This is a genomic window from Paenibacillus sp. FSL R5-0887 (genome assembly GCF_038002305.1).
In the GTDB taxonomy this organism is placed as follows: domain Bacteria; phylum Bacillota; class Bacilli; order Paenibacillales; family Paenibacillaceae; genus Paenibacillus_AQ; species Paenibacillus_AQ odorifer.
In genome coordinates, this window is the sequence record NZ_JBBOCE010000001.1 from 2,812,022 (window position 1) to 2,832,631 (window position 20,610).

The 20,610-nt window shown below is 42.9% G+C and carries 15 protein-coding genes and 1 other annotated feature; of the genes, 3 read left to right on the forward strand and 12 right to left on the reverse strand.

Going from position 1 to position 20,610, the window contains the following annotated elements; translation table 11 throughout:
* Positions 1 to 82: 82 nt before the first annotated feature.
* The 4 genes from metG to MKY14_RS12770 all read right to left on the reverse strand — a co-directional run bounded on the left by metG (position 83) and on the right by MKY14_RS12770 (position 5,625).
* Positions 83 to 2,095, reverse strand: coding sequence for a methionine--tRNA ligase (gene metG / locus MKY14_RS12755; RefSeq protein WP_340976574.1), 2,013 nt, complete (start codon positions 2,093 to 2,095; stop codon positions 83 to 85).
* A gap of 47 nt (positions 2,096 to 2,142) precedes the next feature.
* Positions 2,143 to 2,403, reverse strand: a binding site (T-box leader).
* A 40-nt stretch (positions 2,404 to 2,443) separates the two neighbouring features.
* Positions 2,444 to 2,707, reverse strand: a complete 264-nt coding sequence (gene yidD / locus MKY14_RS12760) for a membrane protein insertion efficiency factor YidD (protein WP_036682893.1) — start codon at positions 2,705 to 2,707, stop codon at positions 2,444 to 2,446.
* 2 nt (positions 2,708 to 2,709) lie between these two features.
* Complete coding sequence (locus tag MKY14_RS12765; RefSeq protein WP_036682896.1) at positions 2,710 to 3,171, reverse strand: Fur family transcriptional regulator; 462 nt, start codon at positions 3,169 to 3,171, stop codon at positions 2,710 to 2,712.
* A 219-nt stretch (positions 3,172 to 3,390) separates the two neighbouring features.
* Positions 3,391 to 5,625 (reverse strand): copper amine oxidase N-terminal domain-containing protein, encoded by a 2,235-nt coding sequence (locus tag MKY14_RS12770; RefSeq protein WP_340976575.1) that lies wholly within the window; start codon positions 5,623 to 5,625, stop codon positions 3,391 to 3,393.
* Between the two features lie 346 nt (positions 5,626 to 5,971).
* On the opposite strand from MKY14_RS12770, the gene MKY14_RS12775 reads away from it, so the two are divergent.
* Genes MKY14_RS12775 through MKY14_RS12785 form a run of 3 tightly spaced genes read left to right on the forward strand, consistent with a single transcriptional unit; the run spans position 5,972 to position 10,300 of the window.
* On the forward strand, positions 5,972 to 7,741 hold the full coding sequence (locus MKY14_RS12775) for a sensor histidine kinase (protein WP_076134511.1): 1,770 nt from the start codon (positions 5,972 to 5,974) through the stop codon (positions 7,739 to 7,741).
* A gap of 12 nt (positions 7,742 to 7,753) precedes the next feature.
* The gene (locus tag MKY14_RS12780) at positions 7,754 to 8,998 is read left to right on the forward strand and encodes a response regulator (protein WP_076184175.1); all 1,245 of its coding nucleotides are present in this window, start codon (positions 7,754 to 7,756) and stop codon (positions 8,996 to 8,998) included.
* Positions 8,999 to 9,016: 18 nt separating this feature from the next.
* A complete protein-coding gene (locus MKY14_RS12785; protein ID WP_076184177.1) occupies positions 9,017 to 10,300 on the forward strand; it encodes an ABC transporter substrate-binding protein in 1,284 nt (427 codons plus the stop codon).
* 73 nt (positions 10,301 to 10,373) lie between these two features.
* Here the strand turns inward: MKY14_RS12785 and MKY14_RS12790 are convergent, their stop codons facing one another.
* From MKY14_RS12790 to MKY14_RS12825, 8 genes are all read right to left on the reverse strand, one after another.
* Positions 10,374 to 11,972: an ABC transporter substrate-binding protein gene (locus tag MKY14_RS12790; RefSeq protein WP_076184178.1), complete on the reverse strand. Its 1,599-nt coding sequence runs from the start codon at positions 11,970 to 11,972 to the stop codon at positions 10,374 to 10,376.
* 94 nt (positions 11,973 to 12,066) lie between these two features.
* The gene (locus MKY14_RS12795) at positions 12,067 to 13,029 is read right to left on the reverse strand and encodes a carbohydrate ABC transporter permease (protein WP_081387086.1); all 963 of its coding nucleotides are present in this window, start codon (positions 13,027 to 13,029) and stop codon (positions 12,067 to 12,069) included.
* A 15-nt stretch (positions 13,030 to 13,044) separates the two neighbouring features.
* Positions 13,045 to 14,022, reverse strand: a complete 978-nt coding sequence (locus MKY14_RS12800) for an ABC transporter permease (RefSeq protein ID WP_235219484.1) — start codon at positions 14,020 to 14,022, stop codon at positions 13,045 to 13,047.
* A gap of 539 nt (positions 14,023 to 14,561) precedes the next feature.
* Complete coding sequence (locus MKY14_RS12805; protein ID WP_036682908.1) at positions 14,562 to 15,353, reverse strand: response regulator transcription factor; 792 nt, start codon at positions 15,351 to 15,353, stop codon at positions 14,562 to 14,564.
* A complete protein-coding gene (locus MKY14_RS12810) occupies positions 15,331 to 17,184 on the reverse strand; it encodes a cache domain-containing sensor histidine kinase (RefSeq protein WP_076129629.1) in 1,854 nt (617 codons plus the stop codon). Before MKY14_RS12810 ends, MKY14_RS12805 begins: the two co-directional genes overlap by 23 nt.
* Positions 17,185 to 17,212: 28 nt before the next feature.
* Positions 17,213 to 18,043 (reverse strand): carbohydrate ABC transporter permease, encoded by an 831-nt coding sequence (locus tag MKY14_RS12815; RefSeq protein WP_036682912.1) that lies wholly within the window; start codon positions 18,041 to 18,043, stop codon positions 17,213 to 17,215.
* Entirely contained in the window at positions 18,043 to 18,927 is an 885-nt protein-coding gene (locus tag MKY14_RS12820) for a carbohydrate ABC transporter permease (RefSeq protein ID WP_036682917.1), read from the reverse strand. Before MKY14_RS12820 ends, MKY14_RS12815 begins: the two co-directional genes overlap by 1 nt.
* Positions 18,928 to 19,055: 128 nt before the next feature.
* Positions 19,056 to 20,462, reverse strand: a complete 1,407-nt coding sequence (locus MKY14_RS12825) for an extracellular solute-binding protein (protein WP_076129628.1) — start codon at positions 20,460 to 20,462, stop codon at positions 19,056 to 19,058.
* Between the last annotated feature and the right edge of the window lie 148 nt (positions 20,463 to 20,610).

The window sequence follows — 20,610 nt, forward strand, 5'->3', positions numbered from 1 at the left end:
AATGCTCCCACAACCAACCCGGCTGAAGGAGCATTCCCTTGTTCAAGCAACCTCATTAAAAAATTTCTACAACAGTATTGTCTTATTTCACTACTGCTCCGTTTGGCATACTGTCTGGCACGGTAGCGATCGTTAGCTGGTCATCTTTAGAAGCCGCCAAAATCATCCCTTGGGACAACTCCCCACGCAGCTTCACCGGTTTAAGGTTTACGATACAAATCACTTTACGTCCCACCAGCTCTTCCGGTGTATAGAATTTCGCGATACCAGAAACCACTTGACGTTGTTCATAACCCAGATCCAGTTGCAGCTTCAGCAGCTTGTCAGCTTTTTTCACTGGCTCTGCAGCAATAACCTGGGCTACCCGCAGCTCTGCTTTAGCGAAATCGTCAATGCCGATTTCCTCTTTATGCTCTTCCACTGGCACGGAGTCCGCAGCAGCAGGAGCAGCCGCTTCCGCCACTTCAGCAGCCGCTTTGCCAGCACCCATAGCCTCGGCAATATAAGCTACCTCTTGCTCCACATCCAGACGTGGGAAGATTGGATTGCCTTTCACCAGCTTTGTTCCTGCCGGAATCAGGCCAAAGGTCTTACCGCTATCCCAAGTCGTTAACTCACCAGGCTCAATACCCAGCTGTTCCCAGATCTTCGCTGGTGTTTGTGTCAAGAACGGCTGCAGCAGGAGTGAAGCGGTACGCAGACCTTCCACCAGATGTCTCATCACAGAAGCCAGCTCGGCGGTTCTATTTTCATCTTTGGCAAGCACCCAAGGTTGTGTCTCATCGATATATTTGTTGGTGCGGCTAATGAATATTCCGATAGCTGTCAGCGCCACGGAGAACTCCATTTTTTCCATAGCTTCTTCTACTTTGGCATAAGTATTCTCAGCCGCAGCTTGAAGCTCACCATCAAATGCTGTTACATTTCCTTCATATGCCGGAATCTCGCCTGCAAAATACTTTTCAACCATAGCCCCTGTACGGTTCAACAGGTTACCAAGGTCGTTGGCAAGATCATAGTTAACCCGGTCTACAAAGCTTTCCGGTGTGAACGTGCCATCCGAACCAAACGGTACTTCGCGCAGCAGGTAGTAACGTAATGCATCCAAGCCATAACGATCAATCAGTGTCACAGGATCAACTACGTTACCTTTAGATTTCGACATTTTTCCATCTTTCATGAGCAACCAGCCATGGGCAAATACCTTTTTCGGAAGGGGTTCCCCAAGCGCCATCAGAATGATCGGCCAGTAAATCGTATGGAAACGAACGATTTCTTTACCAACGATGTGTACATCCGCAGGCCAGAACTTGTCATACAAGGTGCGATCCTCGGAACCATAACCCAGAGCAGTAATATAGTTAGTCAAAGCATCAATCCACACGTACACGACATGCTTCTCGTCGCCCTTAACTTTTACGCCCCAATCAAAGGTTGTACGGGAAACTGCAAGGTCTTCCAGTCCGGGTTTGATGAAATTGTTAATCATTTCGTTCTTACGGGATTCCGGCAAAATAAACTCTGGATTCTCCTCGTAAAATTGCAGCAAACGATCCGCATATTTACTCATCCGGAAGAAATAACTTGCTTCCTTCACCAGCTCAACCGGGTGGCCGCTATCTGGGCTTTTTGCACCAGTAATCACACCGTTGTCATCACGCACTATATCAACTAATTGCGTTTCTGTGTAAAAGGTTTCATCTGGGATACTATACCAGCCTTCATATTCACCTTTATAGATGTCTCCTTGCTGCAGCAACCGATCAAAAATATCCTGTACCACTTTTTTATGACGCTCTTCCGTAGTACGGATGAAGTCATCGTTCGAAATGTCCAGCTTACGCCATAGCTCCTTAATACCAACAACAATGTCGTCTACGAACTGCTGAGGGGTCTTTCCTGCTTCCTCTGCCTTCCGCTCGATCTTTTGTCCATGTTCGTCTGTACCGGTTAGATAACGCACTTCGTAGCCGCGCAGACGTTTGTAACGGGCCATTGCGTCTCCTGCCACGGTTGAATAAGCATGTCCGATATGTAGCTTGTCACTTGGATAATAAATTGGTGTCGTTAGGTAAAACGTTTTTTTCTCACTCATTCAGTAATCATCCTTTCTTATTAAAAAACAAAAAACTCCCGCCCCCATAATGGGGCGAGAGTATAACTCACGCGATACCACCCAAATTTCCTGTCTCTTCACAGAGCGCAGGCTTCGCCAGTTCCCTCGCGGGAACTGTCCATTAACGCTGGATCACGCTGTTATCTTACGTGAACCACAATTGCAGTTCCCGCTCGAACACAGTTCCTCCCGGACCATATTCAATCTAACGCTCCATACCGGATTTCAGCATATTCCGGCTCTCTGTAATGGACGTAACGATTTACTTATCCGTTCTTCGGAATTCATACTATTACTTGTGAATATACCCAATGGTAAGGCCCCATGTCAAGTCGCAGGGGCAGAATCCTTCTCAGCAGATTCATCTTGAAGAGGCGGCACAGGATCAAGTCCTCCAGGATGAAAGGGATGACATCTGGCAATCCGCTTAGCTGCAAGCCATGAGCCTTTCAATGGACCATGGACTTCAATGGCTTCCAGGGCATAGGCAGAGCAGGTTGGATAGAAGCGGCAGGTTGCAGGTTTAATAGGGGAAATGTACCTGCGATACACCCGAATAGGCGCCTGAATCGTTCTGCGTAGGGTCACCATTTCTAAAGTCCCTTTTGTTTATCTGATGCTGCAACTAATTCTTCTTCCCGGTTCTCTTCACATTCTTTGCAATAACCGAACACCTCAAATTTATGCTTGACTACCCGGAATTGATCGGGTGTATCCGTTAAATTCATCGGGCAGAAATTAATCGGGTAGGTCTTTTGGCATTGAAGGCAGATCATATGATGGTGATGATCCTGATGATTGCAGCTTCCCTTGAACTTCACTCCGTCTTCAAAGACAATCTGTTCAAGCACACCAAGCTCTTCCATTACACGAAGATTGCGGTACACCGTATCAAAGCTAAGTCCGCTATACTTACGGCCCATATGCTCATATACATCCTTCGCTGACAAATATCCCTTATTCTCGCCGAATAACTGGGCAAGCGTTTTGCGTTGGTCGGTGATTCGCAGTCCTTGCCCCGACATGACTTCTAATATTTGTTCTGTCGACAGCATACGCTCATCTCCCATAAGATCAGTTCATTTATATTTCACTCTCTTAATAATGCCCCAAAATAAATGCCCCGTCAATGAAGCACCATGAAGCGCCCCTACGCAACCTCTGAATTATTATATTTAAACAAAAGCCCGGCTGCGTATTCCTTTACGGAATATTCAGCCGGGCCTTTATTGTAGATAATTCCCCAATAGAGCTTATAGGGATATTCCTATTTATTATTTCTTTGCTGGAAGTGGAGTGATGAGGAAATTGACCGGCAAGTTACTGCCTGAAGCTGCTGTGAACAAAATCTCCACAGAACCTCCATACTCACCACTACGATAAACCACACTGTTCATGTCAGCGTTCGAGAGACTTCCCACGCTTGGCATATGCACGATTTGGTTATTAACCATAACCGGCCCCATATAGTTACCGCCACGTGGATTAAACGTAATCAATGAGTTTGGTGCAACATTTTCGAATCTGATCTTGTATAATACCCCGAAATTACCGGCATTGGATGCTTCCGTACCTGCCATTGGGTCTACGCCAGCCAGGTTCTTATCACTGTAATTATCGCCTAGCAGAAGTTTTGCAGGAGTTTTTCCTACCTCATCGGTAACCGTGATAATACGAGTAGAATCTTCGTAAGTTCCCCGATTATGCACTCCGTCTCGATCCAGAACTGGAAGTGTTGGAAGTGTAGTCAGTGGATCTTTATTCGCATCAATCAACATGACATTATAATCGATTGGATAATCACTAAATAAGTCCGCTTGAAGTGAAACAATTTCACTTGGTTTCATAGCAATTTGGTTTAGATCGGTCAGAATTGAGACACTTTCCCCTGGTTGCAGAACAATCGTTTTATAATGCTCATTTGTAAGCATAGATTTCCAATAACGTTCTACAGACATTTTACCAGTACCTTCAGGATATGTGCTTGGGCCTGCAAAGCCCACATATTCGGTTGTAAGCGTCGTTGGGTACAAATTGTTATTCGTAGCAATCACATACACTTTAGCTTTAATATTCAGGTTATTCTTGTGGTGAATCAAGAAGCGGGTTTTACCCAAAGAAGTCTCACGGTAAGTAACACCTTCTGTATACACCGTTTCTGGGCTGTTGCTGCGAATTAGTTTATAAGGCTCGGAAGAAAGATTATAAGCTACTTGCTGCCAAGTAGGGACCATCGATCCATCGATGCTAAACACACTGCCCGGAGATGCAAATAATCTGTTGAAATCTTCTTTACTGTACAAGATTTCATCCGAAATATTAACGGTTTTCTCAAACGTGCTGATCGCGCCATGTGAATCTTTTACTTGGACAGCAATTGTCGCTGGACCCGGAGTAAAGAAAGCCTCGGCCTTGTTCGTCCAAGTTACGGTAATTTCATCACCATCAGGATCGCTACTTAGATCGGTATAAGTAATCATTTCACCCATCTTGTATGAATCCTTGTCTGTAGTGAAATTAGCAACTGGAGGTGTATTAGGTTTAAGCACTGTGATGGTCATGGTGTAAGGATCACTCCACTGTTGATTCGCATCCATTACGGAATAGGTTACTACATAATATCCTGGTTGATCATAGATATCCTGCTTGTTACCTCCCCAGCTTTCATCCACAATAGCTACACCATTTGGTGACGAGCTGGAGGTTACGAAGGTCACTGGTTCACCGGCGTAAATTTCAGTTGGCACTGTGAAGGAAGCTTTAGGTTTGTTGTTTAATGTAAGGATTACTCGTTTTTGCACATTATCAACGGTATATGGAATGCCCAGTGCTCCAGTTATGGATGTCAATGGAACCATGAAAGTCCCCTTGTATTGGTAAGCTGGACCTTTCATCGTCTTCTTCTCACCATTAACTGTATAGACCTTGCTGTCGGTCTTAAAGCGCATAACGTCGCTTCCCTTGGTAACAATGGTTTCTTTCGTTTTATAATCATAAACGTATTTCACACCTACACGTTCTACCATAGCCCGGATCGAAACGTAGGATACGCCGTTTTTCACTGCCATAGGCTGATTAGCTAAATATTCCTGGCCGTTCTGATACATTTTGTTGCTGTTCATCATAAGAATAAGCTGACTGTTAGCCGCAGCACGAGCACCATCTGTTGTTGTAGGTTCTGCAGTAACTCCAGGTGTTGCAGTCGGAAGCGGTGTTGCAGTAGGTGCAATTGTTGCTGTAGGTTCAACAGTAGCCGTAGGATCAACTGTCTCTGCAGGAATTGGAGTAGGTGTTGGTGTCGGTGACACTACTCCTCCTGGCGTCTCCGTCGGCAATGGCGGCAATGGATCAGTAGATTCTGGCATTACCTCCGGCGCAGCTGAAACAACTGTCCCAACTACAGTAGAATTACTTGGGGTATTATTGACAGCTTCAGCAAAAGCCGGCACTGCCGCGGCGGCCTGAGATACGGCCAAAACAGCAACTAACGTTAACTTTTTCAAATCCATGATATAACTCCTCTGCTCCTATTTGTAAATATAAGTAGGTCTCTGTCTTTTTCATACTCCTCTTATATTCCCCGCAAAATGCTGCCACCCACGGTAGGGCGGCAAAAAGCTTTTGCCACGATCGTCATAACAAACATAGTATTAGACGCATGCCACCATAAAAAGTTTCATTATTAAGTAAAGAAAGATTAACGCTGTATTAAATATTGTTGGACAACCACGCTGTTTCCCCTGAAAAAAATGAGATTTTTTCTATAAATATGTTTATTTTTCGTCTGACTATATTCGCTTTCATTTGCTTTTGTTACAATGTATGGAAGAATATCTTTTACATGCGAGGGATAACATGTCCAAAAAAATCTCCATCCTCGTTCAATTAATCATGGGCTTCTCTCTAATCATCTTCACCATCGTAGGATTCACCATTTTTTTGTCCTACCGCTCTTCCTCTCAAGCTGTTCTAAACCGCTCCAACCAATATATCCTGGAATCCGTCAAGCAACTTCAAGGTAAAATGGACGCAATTCTTCAGGATAACGATAAGCTTTCTTCTACGATCATGTTCAGTCCCTTGATTCAAGAAACCTTGGGAGACTTAGCGTTGTCACGTTCACCTCGTACAGACGCCATGGAAATTACTCGTTACATAGATCAACAGACACGTTCCATAAACTCTGACATCCAGTTCAAGCTGCTCGGTCTGTCCGATGATCAGGTGTATACCAACAGCAGTTCCTTAAAGGTCATCTGGGACAGCGAAAAGGAAATCCGCGATGCTTATTGGTTTCCGGCTATAGCACAGAATAAAGGCCGAATGGTCTGGTTCGGTGTAGATGTATGGCAGAACGGTAATATCCCTGTGGTGATGGGAGCCAGACAAATTAATGATTGGAATGATCTAAACCGGTTAGGAACCCTGTTTCTTGTCCTCCCTGTCGAGGTTATCCATAACGCTGTCAGCCAATTTCACCTCGGCAAAAACGAGAAAATCCAAGTTGTTGATTCATTTAATACCATTGTCTATTCCACAGATCCAAAAGAAATTGGACTCTATATGAACGACGGGCTTCTAAAACAATTCAGCAATCATAAAGCCAGAATCGTTCCACAAAAAATAAACTCACGCAATCTGTTCGTATCCTATGCCTATTCCGACTATAGCGAGTGGAGCGTTTTTGCTTACATTGATTCTAAAGACGCTGTTAAAGATTTAAATACGATTCGCCGGAATATTATTTTAATTGGCCTGCTGGGGATGGGTGCTGCCCTACTATTCACTTTCTTTTTCTCTTGGACCCTATCCAAGCCCCTTCGTAATCTGGCAACCAAGCTGAGCAATGTCGAACGGGGAACTACTTTACCTTTTGTAAAAACAACCATGAACAAAGAAATGGCTATCCTTTATTCAAGCTATAATTCGATGCTCCAAAACCTGGATCATACTATCGCTGACCTATCCAGCAAACAAATCAGTGAAAAGCAAGCTCAGATCGTAGCACTCAAAGCGCAATTCCGCCCGCATTTTCTTTATAACACTTTGAATACAATCTATTGGTCGCTCGCCAACAAGCGCATGCAGGAAGAGTCCCAAATGGTACTCGCTCTAAGTGATCTGCTCCGCTATAGTATTGACCGCGGATCCGAATTCGTTACAGTTGAGGAGGATTTAAAGCAATTAGAACGGTTCATTTTTCTCCAGAAGCTGCGCTACGAGGACAAATTGCAGATTGATCTTTTTGTAAATCCTGAGGTTATGAATGGCCAGCTTATGAAATTAACCCTTCAGCCACTTGTCGAAAATGCCATTACTCATGGACTTGAACCCACACTTCGGGAAGTATGGCTAATTCGCATACGCGCCTATAGTGAAGGAACATCTCTGGTGTTAACTGTAGAAGACAACGGGGACGGCATGAGCGAGGAAAGTATGGCAGACGCATTAGTCGGCGGTGAGGTTAATCCGGAGAAGCTGCTTCATACCGGAATTGGACTATCTAATCTAAATCATCGCATAGAGCTAATCTACGGACAGGAATTTGGTCTACAGCTATCAACAAGCGAGCTTGGTGGCTTATTTGTGAAGGTCACTGTTCCATTACAGTATGATCAAAGTTAAGGGGGCACAACGATGAATGTGTTAATCGTGGACGACGAAAGTTTTGTTCGCCGTTCTCTGTCAGAAATGCTGGGAAGTGCGAATCACAATTTTAGCATTATTGGCTCGGCAGAGAACGGTCTAGAGGCTGTGCAATTGTTAAAAGAGCATATGGTTGATCTGGTGATATCCGATATCCGAATGCCCGGCATGGATGGGCTGGAACTCGCTAAGCATATCCATGAATGTTATCCAGACACTGAAACCGTGCTGCTCACAGGTTATCAGGACTTCACCTATGCCAGTCAAGCCATCCGTTATGGTGTAAAGGAATATTTGGTTAAACCAAATTCAGTAGAACATATTCTTGAAGTCGCAACAGGCGTATATGAACGTCTTCAATTGAAGAAACAGCAGAGGCAATTAACGCAGCTAAGAGAAAAAAACCTTCGGGAGAAACGCTTATCTGATCTTCTTTACGGCATCCCGTTGCCCTATTTTGAAGAACAACTTATTCCTCCTTTTCATTCCTTTGTAGTCGTAACCGTAAACCATCTTGGAGTGGGCATGCCTCAGAACTGGTCGGAACAAGCCATGTATGCAGCAGTTATAAATATATTAGAAGAATGTTTTGCGCTGTACGCCAACGTTGTTGGCATTCAAGAGGAGCAGGAAGCCATCATGCTATTATTCTATCCTCTTGAGCAGCCTAACGGCGTTGATGAGGTATTGACACAAGAGCTGCTGCATAAGCTATCGGGCATTCTGAAATCGCCATTTTGTGCAGGGGTCTCCAACCCTCACTATCAATTGGGGGCGCTCGCAACCGCCTATCATGAGAGTCTGGAAGCTTGTCAGCAGGTCAAAAAAGAGAGTACGCCATCCGTTATCTTTTTCAGAGACCTCTCCATGCATTCGGCTTCTCCACAGCTCACTGAACAACTACAAGTAAAGGCAACGCGCAGGGTAATCTCTATGATGATTGAGGTTATGAATTCCCGGCTCCAAGAAAATCTCTCCCTCAAAATGATCGCAGACGAACTGTATATGAATCCAACGTATCTCGGCCGATTGTTTAAAGATGATGTAGGGGAGCCTTTCTCTAGCTTTCTTACCAAACTTCGTATTCAAAAAGCTACTGAATTATTAGAGAATGTTACTCTCAAGGTATATGAGGTTAGCGAATTAGTAGGCTTTAAGGATCCTGCGTATTTCAGTCTCATTTTCAAGAAATACATGGGGATGACTCCTCAGGAATTTCAGAAGCACAACAAATAAAGCAGAGGTGTGTTTCTCTTGAATGTAAATGGTAAGTTGATTACTGTCCTATTAACATTTGGCTTGTTACTTAATACAAGTGGTTGTCAGCTCTCCCCTTCCAAGGAAGATACCGCTTTACAAGACCCGATACAGCTGAACATCTGGCTCACTGCTGGATCAGGTCTTGAGTCGCTCATTGACCAGTATCAATCCCAACATCCCGAGCTAGAGATTCATATTCAGACCTCCACCTCCACGCAGCTTCCAGCCAAGCTACAGACCTCGTTCGCAGCTGGATATAGTTCGCCGGATGTGGCTGCCATTGATATTAGCTATTTAGATCGCTTCAAACAATTTCCTGATTATTTTTATAATCTAAAAACCTTTGAAGCTGACAATCTGAAGGACCAATTTCTGAATTGGAAGTGGCAGGAGGTGCTGGGTAATGATTTTATTTTCGGATTACCAACGGAAATTGGACCCTATGCCATGTTATATCGAACGGATATATTCGCATTATCAGGCCTCCCTACTAAACCAGAGGAAGTGGCTAAAGAAATCCAAACTTGGGATCAATTCCTTGAAGCGGGCACCAAAGTACAGGAGAGAACAGGAAAAGCTTTTGTAAATGACTTGGAGAACCTCTATCTCACCCTTCTACGTCAGTCCAAGCTTCAATATTACAGTCCCACAACACAAGAATTGATCCTCGACAATAATCCAGCGGTCAAACGAGCCTGGGACTTCTCAATTCAAGCCCTTAAGCTAAATCTGTCCGCCAGTATTGCAGTGGATACCCAACGCTGGGGTGCAGGCCTGCTCAACGGAGATTTTGCAGTCATGCTCTGTCCGGCTTGGATGATTGGTCATATCAAGAGCAGTGCTCCAACTGCCAGCGGTTTATGGAATGTAACACAAATCCCAGAAAACAGTGCTAATCGCGGAGGCTCCGTTCTGACCTTACCAAAGACAGGTAATCATCCTGATGAATCCTTTGCTCTTATTAAATGGCTAACCGAACCAACGCAGCAATTGGTTTCTTTCAAGGTACAAGGGGCTTTCCCTTCCACCCCCGAAATCTATGATGACCCAGAGATCCACGATCTGCACGATCCCTATTTTCCTAATTCAGAGCTTGGTCTGACCCTTTCGTCAGCAGCAAAAGCAGTAATTCCGACCTACTACGGCCCTCATCACGCTGACGTGGAGACAAGCATGCTCGAATACTTGACCAAAGCTGAAAAAGGCGAGCTAACTCCTGAACTGGCTTGGACCCTTGCTGTTCAAGCCGCAAAGCAAATAGACAGCTCCTTCCGCTAAGTACTATCATAAAAAGGCTCTCCCCGGCTAAATTAACCTGCCGGGGAGAGCCTTTTTTGAATTCATTTTCGCTTTATTTTTGCGCAGCCAGGAAAGCATCCAGCTGTTTTTGTTTCTCTGCAATAATCTTATCGAGCCCTGCCTTTTTCAGCTTATCAGCATACTTAGTCAGTACGGTATCAGGATCAACAGAACCCGTATCCAAGCTGATGTCGTATTCATCCATTACAGCTTTACAAGCAGCCATTTCAGTCTTCATTGAGGAGGCATCGAAGTTGAAACCAAGCGCTACAGAGGCTTTACCTTTAGAGTTAAAGGCTTTGAATTGTTCCCATTTGTCTGGAGCTTCACTTTCCCACACGGGGTTCAGGAATTGACTTCCAAGCATCCAAGCTGCAGCCGTATTATAATCAGCTGTTTTATCTGTAGCTTTGATCGTATCACCACTTACGACTTCATAGTGCACACCTTTTATACCGAAAACAAGCAGATTGTTGATATCTTTATCTGTGTGCAGAATATCTAGCACCATCATGGCCCGGGCCGGATCACCAGAGGAAGCGGAGATCGCAAGCATAGATCCAGCAGCATCACTTGTAGAAATCGTTGGATCATTGAATGCAATTTGTTTCAGCTTGCCAATCAAGCCGGTAGCATTCGCCAGCTCACTATCTTTACCTGGTTTAAGCGATTGCACTGTCATAAAGACATTGCCAGCCTTCATTGCATCCTGAGTCGAATTTGTAGCAACAGCTGCGTCTTTGTTAATGTAACCTTTTTTCATATACTCACGAGTAAGTTTAATGATTTCTTTATAACGATCCATCTCAATCATCGATTGAATCTTAGTATCTGAGGAATCTTTAAGCAGAACACCAGGAATGGCAGCATCACCAAGTGTATCGTATTGTGCCATGTACTGTGAGTTAAAGGTCTCACCTTGTTTGAAATACAATGGAGTCAGGTCAGGTCTTTTCTCCTTCACTACTTTGAGAACTGCATCCAGATCTTGGATGGATTTCACATTTGACATATCGATGCCCAGTTCATCCGCAATATCGGAGCGATAGACAACCCCACCTTGTGCAGCCAGCTCCTTGTTTGTAGGAACAGCATAATTCACACCATTGATCGCTGAACCTTTTAAGAATTGTGGATCCAGATTTTTTAGAATTCCTTGGCCGTATTCATTTAGGAGATTACCATATTTGCCGCTATCGTCATTAATCGGGAGATAAGCGCCTTTAGCTGCATTCGTTACGTAGTTCTTCCATTGAGCTGTAAAGATGATATCGAATTTTTCCTGACTCGCAATTTTCAGATTGACATCATTGTCCCATGGACCCCAATCGATCGGTGCGATATCCAATTTGGCGTTGATTTTAGGTTCCAATAACTTATTGATTTCATCTTCTACAGCTTTTTCATCCTTTTGCACGGCACCGACATAAATTAACTTGACGGTATAAGGCTCCAATTCTTTTGCCGGTTCGGCAGTAGGATCCGCGGCTGGCTCATCCGTAGCAGCAGCATTGGTAGCGGTTGCATTTTCGCTTGGAGCAGGTGAAGCTGCTTCATTATTCCCGTTATTCCCACCGCAGCCTGCTAAACTAAGACTCAGTACCATCGTTAGCAATAGTGTCATTAGTGCGCTTTTTCTAACAGCTTTCATATACACCATAACCTCCCTCAAAATATTTATATATGCTGAATCGGCCGTTCACACCTTAGCATAAAGCGGCCGAATTAAGCCATTACAATCGTCCTTAACCTTTGACAGCACCCACGGTAAGCCCTTTAATAAAATACTTCTGGAAGAAGGAATATACAAACACGATAGGTCCGATACCAATAACAGCCATCGCCATTCTTACCGTTTCTGTTGGAATATTGATTTCTACACCCTGTGCAGCCAAGGCAGCCATCGCCTGAGGACTTGCTGTCAGGAATTGAACATTCAGCATCGTCTTATACATTAGGTATTGTAAATTGACATGACCTTCGGGTGAGATAAAGATCAAACTAAGGTACCAATCATTCCAATAGGCCAGGGTCTGAAACAAACCTACTGTAGCTAACACTGGCATAGACAAAGGCAAAATAATTTGAACGAAGATCCGGAATTCTGGTGCCCCATCGATCTTAGCAGATTCGATTAAAGCTGGCGGTATGGTATTGGCAAAAAAGGTCCGTAAGATGATAACAAAGAAAGCAGAAACCAGCAGCGGCATAATTAGAATCCATAACGTATCCTTCATATGCATCATGCGCGTGTAGACCAGATACCAAGGCACAAGGCCCCCATTAAACAACATTGTAAAAAACATAAAAAATGAGAAGAAATTACGATGTGGAAAATCTCCACGTGAGATAGGGTAAGCGTACATAGCCATAATGATAAGACTCAGAATCGTGCCCACCACAGTCACAAATAACGAAACGGAAGCTGCATCGATAATTTGCCAATAATCTTTTAACAGAAATTCATAAGAAGAAATATCCCACTTGTTAGGAAAAAAGCTGTAGCCGTTCTGGATAACGGAATTCTCGTCCGAAAACGATACAATAACTACGAGGATCAGCGGCACCACACAAATCGCTGTGTATATCCAAAAGAATATATTAATTAGCAAATTAGATATATTAGATATTTCATTGGGTTGTCTTTGCCGTTTTGTGCGCTTTCCTGTACGCCGTGACGACCCTAATGCTGTTTCTGTCTGGCTCAACACTCCCACCTCCCTTTAAAATAAAGCATCATCTTTACTGATTCGCCGCACTGCAAGATTCGCTAAGAAAATCAATAGAAATCCTACAACAGATTGAACGAGACCCGCGGCTGAAGACATTCCTATATCACCGATTGCGAGGAAGGTTTGATATACATATGTGTCGATAACCTGCGTCGTCGAGTATAACGCTCCTGCATTTCTCGTAACCTGAAAGAATAATCCGAAGTCTGCGTTAAAAATCCTACCTATCTGCAGCAGCGTCATTACTATAATAACTGGGCTGATTAGCGGCAGTGTGATTTTTCGAATCTGCTTCCATTTAGAAGCTCCATCAATTAGTGCAGCCTCATAATATTCATTATCTATTCCAATAATAGCGGCCATATAAATAACCGTTGTATACCCAATCTCTTTCCATATCTTCACAATTACTAGAATCCCAGGCCAATATTTGGACTGTGAATACCATTCGATAGGATCTACCCCAAAGAACGGGAGTAATGTCTTGTTCATGAACCCATGCTCTGCACTCAGAAAGCCGTATACTAAGTAACTTACGACGACCCAAGAGAGAAAATAAGGGAGAAACATAGCGCTTTGATGGAATTTCGATAGCCATCTGCTGCGCATTTCGTTAAACATAATTGCGAAAGCCAGCGAAAAAAATAGCGTCAGTATAATAAACGCTGTATTATACAATAACGTATTCCTCGTAATGATCCAGGCCGTCTCCGTCGAGATTAAATATTTAAAGTTCGCTAACCCGACCCAATCACTACCCAGAATCCCTTTTTGGTAATTGATATCCTTAAATGCAATTACCGTCCCTAACATCGGTATGTAATTATTGATGATTAGAATCACTATCGCAGGTAACATCATCAAATAGAACACCCAATATTTCTTCATTACTCTAAGAAAATTCGGCGTTCTTCCCCTGCCTGGTTTCTTTACTTCTGACAAGCTGACGGAAGGATTCGTCACACTCATTTTTGGTTCCCCCATTCTCCATCATCCCATTCTTAAGCCCCAATTACTCTTGCTTGCCTAACGTTTTGTGTATCCTCCTTACACTCTAATTAAAACATATGATAATTTATGGGAGTATAGGGAACATATTATATTTCTATAAAAAAAGAGACGATTATCCTCGAAAATCGAGGAAAACCATCTCTTCAGCCTCTATATAGAGGCAAAAAATTTAATTAATCATAGCTTATGTACCTTAATCGCATTTATCACAGCCAAAGGCTGGTTGATAATTCCTGCCTTAAATTAACTAGGCAATCAGTCCTTGTGTTCCCAGAGAGGCCCACATCCGTAGGTGTGGGACGGCCCCTATACTACGAAGAGGGGGGAGGGAGAAGGAACGGAGAGGAAGTTTGGAACTGTAGGAGCGTAGCGTTCGCCTTTATCCTCGGATTTCAACCGCTAATAGCGGTATCTAATCAAGAAATCTGAGGATAACAGCGACCGGAAGTCCAAACATTCCTTGGAGCGACGCTAACCTCACCACTCAGCAGCTAACCTCACTGCACTTCGGTCCGGCATCGGTCGCGATACTCCTTAGGCGACATCCCTGTCTGCTTCTGAAATACCTTGGTAAAATAACGCCGCTCCTGATAGCCAACTCCCGAGCCAATCATCGTAATACTCTTATCGCTGTTAGTTAGCATAAACTTAGCAGCTTCAATTCGTTGTAGGGTCACGTATTCCACGAAAGTCATAGCAAAACGATTCTTAAACAAGAGACAGAAATAACTGCCACTAATCCCGATCTTATTCGCCACTTCCTCAATCCCAATATCAGAATGGAGATGTTCTGTGATGTACTTAGCTGCTTGGTTCATCAGCTGATCCGGTGTTTTTTTGCCAGAATCATCTTCACCTTCAGGGATTTCCTGAAAAATTGGAATGCTATTATACAGTTTATTCTTAAACTGCTTACTACGGATCTTAGCCCCAATCTCCCGTACCTTATTGCCAAGCTCTTCATAATGTATCGGCTTACAAATATACTCTTTAACACCTAGCCGAATCGCTTCCCGTGCATAATCAAACTCCTGATATCCGGTAAGAAGCAGCACCTCGCTATCCAATCCCATCTCCCGCAACTTACCGATAAAAGTTAACCCGTCCATCACTGGCATACGGATGTCACATAACACAAGATCAGGCTGTTTCTCCTCGGCAATACGCAAAGCATCCATTCCGCTTCGCGCCATACCGACAACCTCCATCCCCATCTCCTGCCAAGGCAACACCCTGTTCAGATTATTCAGAATTGGGGCTTCGTCATCAACCAATAATACTTTTAGCATAATGATCTTCCCCCTGCTCGTATTTAGGTATGACACATTGGATAATAGTACCATGACCTGGACTAGAACAGATAAATATTCCGTACCTGTCACCGTATTCAATGCGGATGCGATCTGCTACACTGCGAATACCAAGACCTCTGCGTTCAAGATTCATCCGGTTATCCCGTTCAGCCTTAACTTCTTGCTCCACAGGATCATTCACAATATATTGAAAAATAGCCAACTGAGAAGGTGTAATACCAATACCATTATCTTCAATACGTAAAATCAAATCCCCCTGCTTCTCCCAAACTTTCACAGAAACATGACCTTTGTAATCAATGCCCTCAAATCCATGTTGAATGCTGTTCTCTACAAGCGGTTGTAACGTGAGTTTAAGGATACCGCAACTCATCAATTCATTCGGAATATCGATCTCGTATTCGAACAAATCTTCAAAGCGGAATTTTTGTATATCCAAATAATTGCGTAAATGTTTAACTTCTTCATCCAGCGTAATCTCTTCCCGATCCTGAATGCTGATTCGCAAAATACTAGCCAGCCTGTAGACCATCTCACTAACTTTTTTGCCTTCATTCTGAATAGCGAGAACATTGATTGATTCTAATGTATTGAATAAAAAATGTGGTTTAATCTGTGCCTGCAGAACACGCATCTCAGCTTGATTCTTGCGACGCTGCTCCACATGAATTCTGTTAAACAATCCATTGATTTTATCCATAAGATCATTAAAACCCTTAGCAAGCAGCGTTAGCTCATCATTCCCTTTAACTTCTACCCTAGTGGTCAGATCTCCGTCTTCAACCCGGCGCATAAAACGAACAATGACAGCGATGCCGCCGGTAATCCGGTTCATAAAAAATAAATTGAAGATCACAGCTGCCAATAAGCAAAGGAAAATCACAGCGACGAACCAGCGAGCAAATACTGTAACTTCATGAGACAACGTATCCCAAGAAGTCACAGATACCAGACTCCATGGATAGTCCTTCAAATGATACATGGAAAGAATGCTTTTCTCCCCGTTGTACTCTGTTTTGAAACTCTGAAACCCTTTTTTAAAGGTAATCTCTTTATCCGCGAAAGACTGGAAGTCCTGTCCATCCAGCTTTTGATCCGGGTCAAAAAGAATCATTCCATCATCATTTACAAGCATAAAGGAAACATCCTGATTGCTATCCCCAATTTTTAAATTGCGAAATATGGATTCGAACTCCCAATTCTTGATCTGCACAACTAGGATACCTATGTTCTGAAAGAAGCTCAATTCCTTCACTAGCCGAATTTGTGTAAACACAGGTTCAGTACCCGTAAGCTCAGGATACTCGTGAGGAGCCAGCCATTTCGGCACACCATTTAAGTCCATAACTTCCTGGTACAGATCACTTTTTTTGAATGTATCATAGGGTAGCGTTCGGAAATTTTCCTTGTTAAAAAGCGACACGATTTCAGAGTTACCTCTACCGTTAAAATTGTACAAAAATGCATAACTGATCGATGGATGATTAAACAACAGACTACGGAAATTGCGCTGGCTCGCATTCAGATTCAGTTGCTCAGCATCAGTCAAATCCTGGTTGTTAGGATCATCTGCACTAAGAGCCATATGAAACACCGAGGTAGCAATTCCGTTGTCTGTAACGTTATCCATATCTTTTAATACATTAGAAATACTGTAACTAATCGCTTTAAGTGAGTATTCCGACTGCTGGCTGTACTTTTTCTCAATAGAATTATAAGTCACAAAAAACATAAGCATGCCTAGAATAAATAAAGGAATGATAATCAGGCCCAAAAATGCCGTAAATAATTTATAGCGCAAATTCATCGGCTAGTGCTCCTGACTGAGAATAAAGTTATCCTTTTACGCCGCCCGCTGTTACACCTTCAATAATCTTCTCCTGAAGAATTGCATAAATGATAATTACCGGCAGTACGCTGAAGACGATACCGGCTGACATTTGTGCATAGTTCATCTGGTATTGATCCCGGAATTGGACCATACCTACTGGAAGCGTTCGCAGCTCGTCATTCGACAGGAAGTAGTTAGCTAGCAAGAACTCGTTCCAATTTCCCAGGAAATTAACAATGAATACAGTAACCATAGCCGGAACCGTTAGAGGTACAATAATTCTAGCAAAGATACCCGGTGCCTTCAAGCCATCCATGACCGCAGCTTCTTCTATTTCTCTAGGTAAATTTCGCATAAATGCTGCTAAAATAATGATGGTAAATGGAATCGCATTGGCGATATAAGGAATGATCAACGCCCAGTGGGTGTTCAGTATTCCTAACTTACGTACAATCGTATAAATCGGCAGCATTAAAGCATTATTCGGGATGAGCATTCCTACTAAAACCAGTGAGAACAAAATAGTATTCCATTTCCCCTGACGCATCCGCGTAACCGCAAAAGCAAACATAGACGCAAGCAGAATGGACACTACAGAGGCAAGGATCGAAATGTACAAACTGTTGAAAAAGTAAGTACTAATCTTGGCATTTACCCAAGCCTCCACGTAGTTATTGAAGACGAATTCCTTGGGGATGCCAAAAGGATTAAGCGCAATCTCATTATTATCCTTTTTCACAGATGAGAATAATACGAATAGGAAAGGAAACAGGATCACTAACAAATAGAATAAAAGGGCAATATGTGGCAGACTCTTTTTCAGGGCGCGTGGCATCAGTATTCAATCCTTTCTGTACGACGTGCAATCAGCAGCTGATAAAGGACTGTAACCACCAGTGTAAATGCAAAGATCAGGACAGCGATGGCATTTCCGTATCCATACTTAAAGTTCGTGATCGCATATTTAATCATGTATGTTGCCATTACATCGGTTGAACCTGCAGGTCCCCCCTTAGTCATAACGATGACGATATCCGCAGCTTTCATTGCTCCAGCAATGGATAGCATAATTACAACCGAGATGATCGGTACGATTAGTGGGAGCGTGATACGAGTAGCGCGTTGAAATCCAGTTGCGCCGTCAATGGCTGCAGCTTCATCCAATTCACCAGGAATAGCTAGAATCGCCGCTAGGACCATAACGATATAAAATCCAGTCCACTGCCAAGCATTCGTCAACAAAATAGAAAGCATTGCAAATCTTTCATCTGACAGCCAGTAAATAGGATTAATTCCTACTAGACTAAGGAGCTTATTAAAAAGTCCAATGTTGGGCTCATAGATAAACCCCCAGAGAATACCGATAACCGCTGTAGACATAATGGAAGGCATAAAGACTGCTGTCTTATATAAGCCCTTTAACTTCTTCACATTAGAAATTAATAACGAGAAGAATACGATCAACGGTACCTGTATACATACGGAGAAAAGAATAAACCAACCGTTGTTTTTAACGGATATCCAGAATCGTTCATCTCCTAGTGCTTTCTCATAATTACTTAATCCGGCTGATTTAACCGTCTCCGATACACCGTTCCAACTAGTAAAGCTGTAATAAATAGAACTAAAAATGGGGTAAATGAAAAACATCGTGAACAATATCAATGCTGGAAGAACGAAAAGGAAAAATACCACTGGATTTCTTAATGCTTTATTCATGACTACCTCCGGTTGCTTTGACATCTGGCGAATAGTGAATGCTTCAGATCAAGTGCAAACACATATTTTCTTTGATTTTAAAAATGTACCCTGGATTTAGCACCAGGGTACATTCAGTTTGCAGCTATTTATTCAACTGCTGCGTTTGCTTCTTCTTGTACCTTTTGCAAAGCTTCGCCCATTTTCTCAGGAGTCGTCTGATCGCCAATCAGTTTTTGAATTTGAATGTTACTGATTTCTGTAGTTACATCAGCTTGAACAAGAGAGTCAAATGCTGGGAACGAAGATTGTGAGTTGTTAAGTACACCTACGATTTCGCTCATCAGATCATCAGTAATATTCTCATTCAATACGTTTTGGTCAATCTTCATTGCTGGCAATACACCATCTTCAACAAGTCCGCGCAATTGCATTTCTTCATTAAATAAGTTTTTAATAAAAGATTTCACAGCAGCCAATTGACGTGGATCTTTCTCAGCAGATGCAGAGAAACCATAACCATTGTTCACATCGCGCATCAATGCAGTTTGGTCACCCGCTCCGCCTTCAACTGCTGGGATGTTGAAGAATCCAACTTTACCGATCAAACCTTCGCCAGATTGGCCCGTTTTAAATACGGAAGATTTCCAAGTACCATCATACAGCAGGATCGCTTCACCACTAGTGAATTGTGTTGTGTATTCAGCATATTCAAAGCCAAGTTCGCCTTTTTTGAAGTAGCCTTTATCAACCCATTCTTTGTATTTCGCAAATCCTTTTACTACATTTGGATCAGACCATTTAGCTTCGCCTGTTGCAAATTTAGCAGTTACATCCGGACCTGCATAACGTGACCACAGGTGGTTAGCTAACATAAGTGGTACCCAACCAGCTTTGGATGCACCAGCCAAAGGTACTTTTCCATCAGCCTTGATATCAGCCAATTGTTGTTCCAATTCAGCAAATGTTGTTGGAGCCTTCCAGCCCTTGCTTGTATAGTATTCTTTGTTATAGAAGAAACCTTCACCAGAACCACCGATTGGCAATCCATAGATTTTTCCTTCATAAGTGAAAGGATCAAGATTTGAGAATTTATCCTTAATTCCAAGTTCCTCAAGGATTGGAGTCAGGTCAAGTAATTTACCTTCTTTAGCATAGATCTTGGAGTCAGGGCTGCCGAACAGATCGAAGATTTCCGGTGGATTACCCGCAGCCATTTCACCACGCAATTTTTCTTTACGGTTTACATCTGAATCTACCCCATCGAGTTTAAAGGTCAGACCCGGTACATCCTCTTGTACTTTGTTAACTACTTCTTCGAGAATAGCCAGACGTTTCTGCTTGTCTGCACCGATTTGAGTGTGACGAATCGTCATTTCAAATGGCTCGTTATTTACCGGTTCTTCTGTTGCTGGAGCATTTGTAGCGGCTGAGTTAGTCGCGGTAGCGTTTCCATCTCCTTTGTTAGAAGACGCATTGTTGTTGCCTCCGCAACCAGTCAGTAAAGCTGATGATACGAAAATCAGGGACAATAGCAAAGTCATACTTTTTTTCATTTCTTGTGACCCTCCCTATATATTGATGTGCTTTACACTTCTTATTATAGAAAACAGACTTCATTATCGTAAGGTTAAGATTCATCCACTATAGGGATAAAAATCTCTAATGTAAGCGGAATCAACTACACGATAAGTTATATTTTAT

Excerpts from the sequence above, each read along its gene's own strand:
- metG (WP_340976574.1), bottom strand. The coding sequence starts at position 2,095 with ATGAGTGAGAAAAAAACGTTTTACCTAACGACACCAATTTATTATCCA.
- yidD (WP_036682893.1), bottom strand. The coding sequence starts at position 2,707 with ATGGTGACCCTACGCAGAACGATTCAGGCGCCTATTCGGGTGTATCGC.
- MKY14_RS12765 (WP_036682896.1), bottom strand. The coding sequence starts at position 3,171 with ATGCTGTCGACAGAACAAATATTAGAAGTCATGTCGGGGCAAGGACTG.
- MKY14_RS12770 (WP_340976575.1), bottom strand. The coding sequence starts at position 5,625 with ATGGATTTGAAAAAGTTAACGTTAGTTGCTGTTTTGGCCGTATCTCAG.
- MKY14_RS12775 (WP_076134511.1), top strand. The coding sequence starts at position 5,972 with ATGTCCAAAAAAATCTCCATCCTCGTTCAATTAATCATGGGCTTCTCT.
- MKY14_RS12780 (WP_076184175.1), top strand. The coding sequence starts at position 7,754 with ATGAATGTGTTAATCGTGGACGACGAAAGTTTTGTTCGCCGTTCTCTG.
- MKY14_RS12790 (WP_076184178.1), bottom strand. The coding sequence starts at position 11,972 with ATGAAAGCTGTTAGAAAAAGCGCACTAATGACACTATTGCTAACGATG.
- MKY14_RS12800 (WP_235219484.1), bottom strand. The coding sequence starts at position 14,022 with ATGAGTGTGACGAATCCTTCCGTCAGCTTGTCAGAAGTAAAGAAACCA.
- MKY14_RS12805 (WP_036682908.1), bottom strand. The coding sequence starts at position 15,353 with ATGCTAAAAGTATTATTGGTTGATGACGAAGCCCCAATTCTGAATAAT.
- MKY14_RS12810 (WP_076129629.1), bottom strand. The coding sequence starts at position 17,184 with ATGAATTTGCGCTATAAATTATTTACGGCATTTTTGGGCCTGATTATC.
- MKY14_RS12815 (WP_036682912.1), bottom strand. The coding sequence starts at position 18,043 with ATGCCACGCGCCCTGAAAAAGAGTCTGCCACATATTGCCCTTTTATTC.
- MKY14_RS12820 (WP_036682917.1), bottom strand. The coding sequence starts at position 18,927 with ATGAATAAAGCATTAAGAAATCCAGTGGTATTTTTCCTTTTCGTTCTT.
- MKY14_RS12825 (WP_076129628.1), bottom strand. The coding sequence starts at position 20,462 with ATGAAAAAAAGTATGACTTTGCTATTGTCCCTGATTTTCGTATCATCA.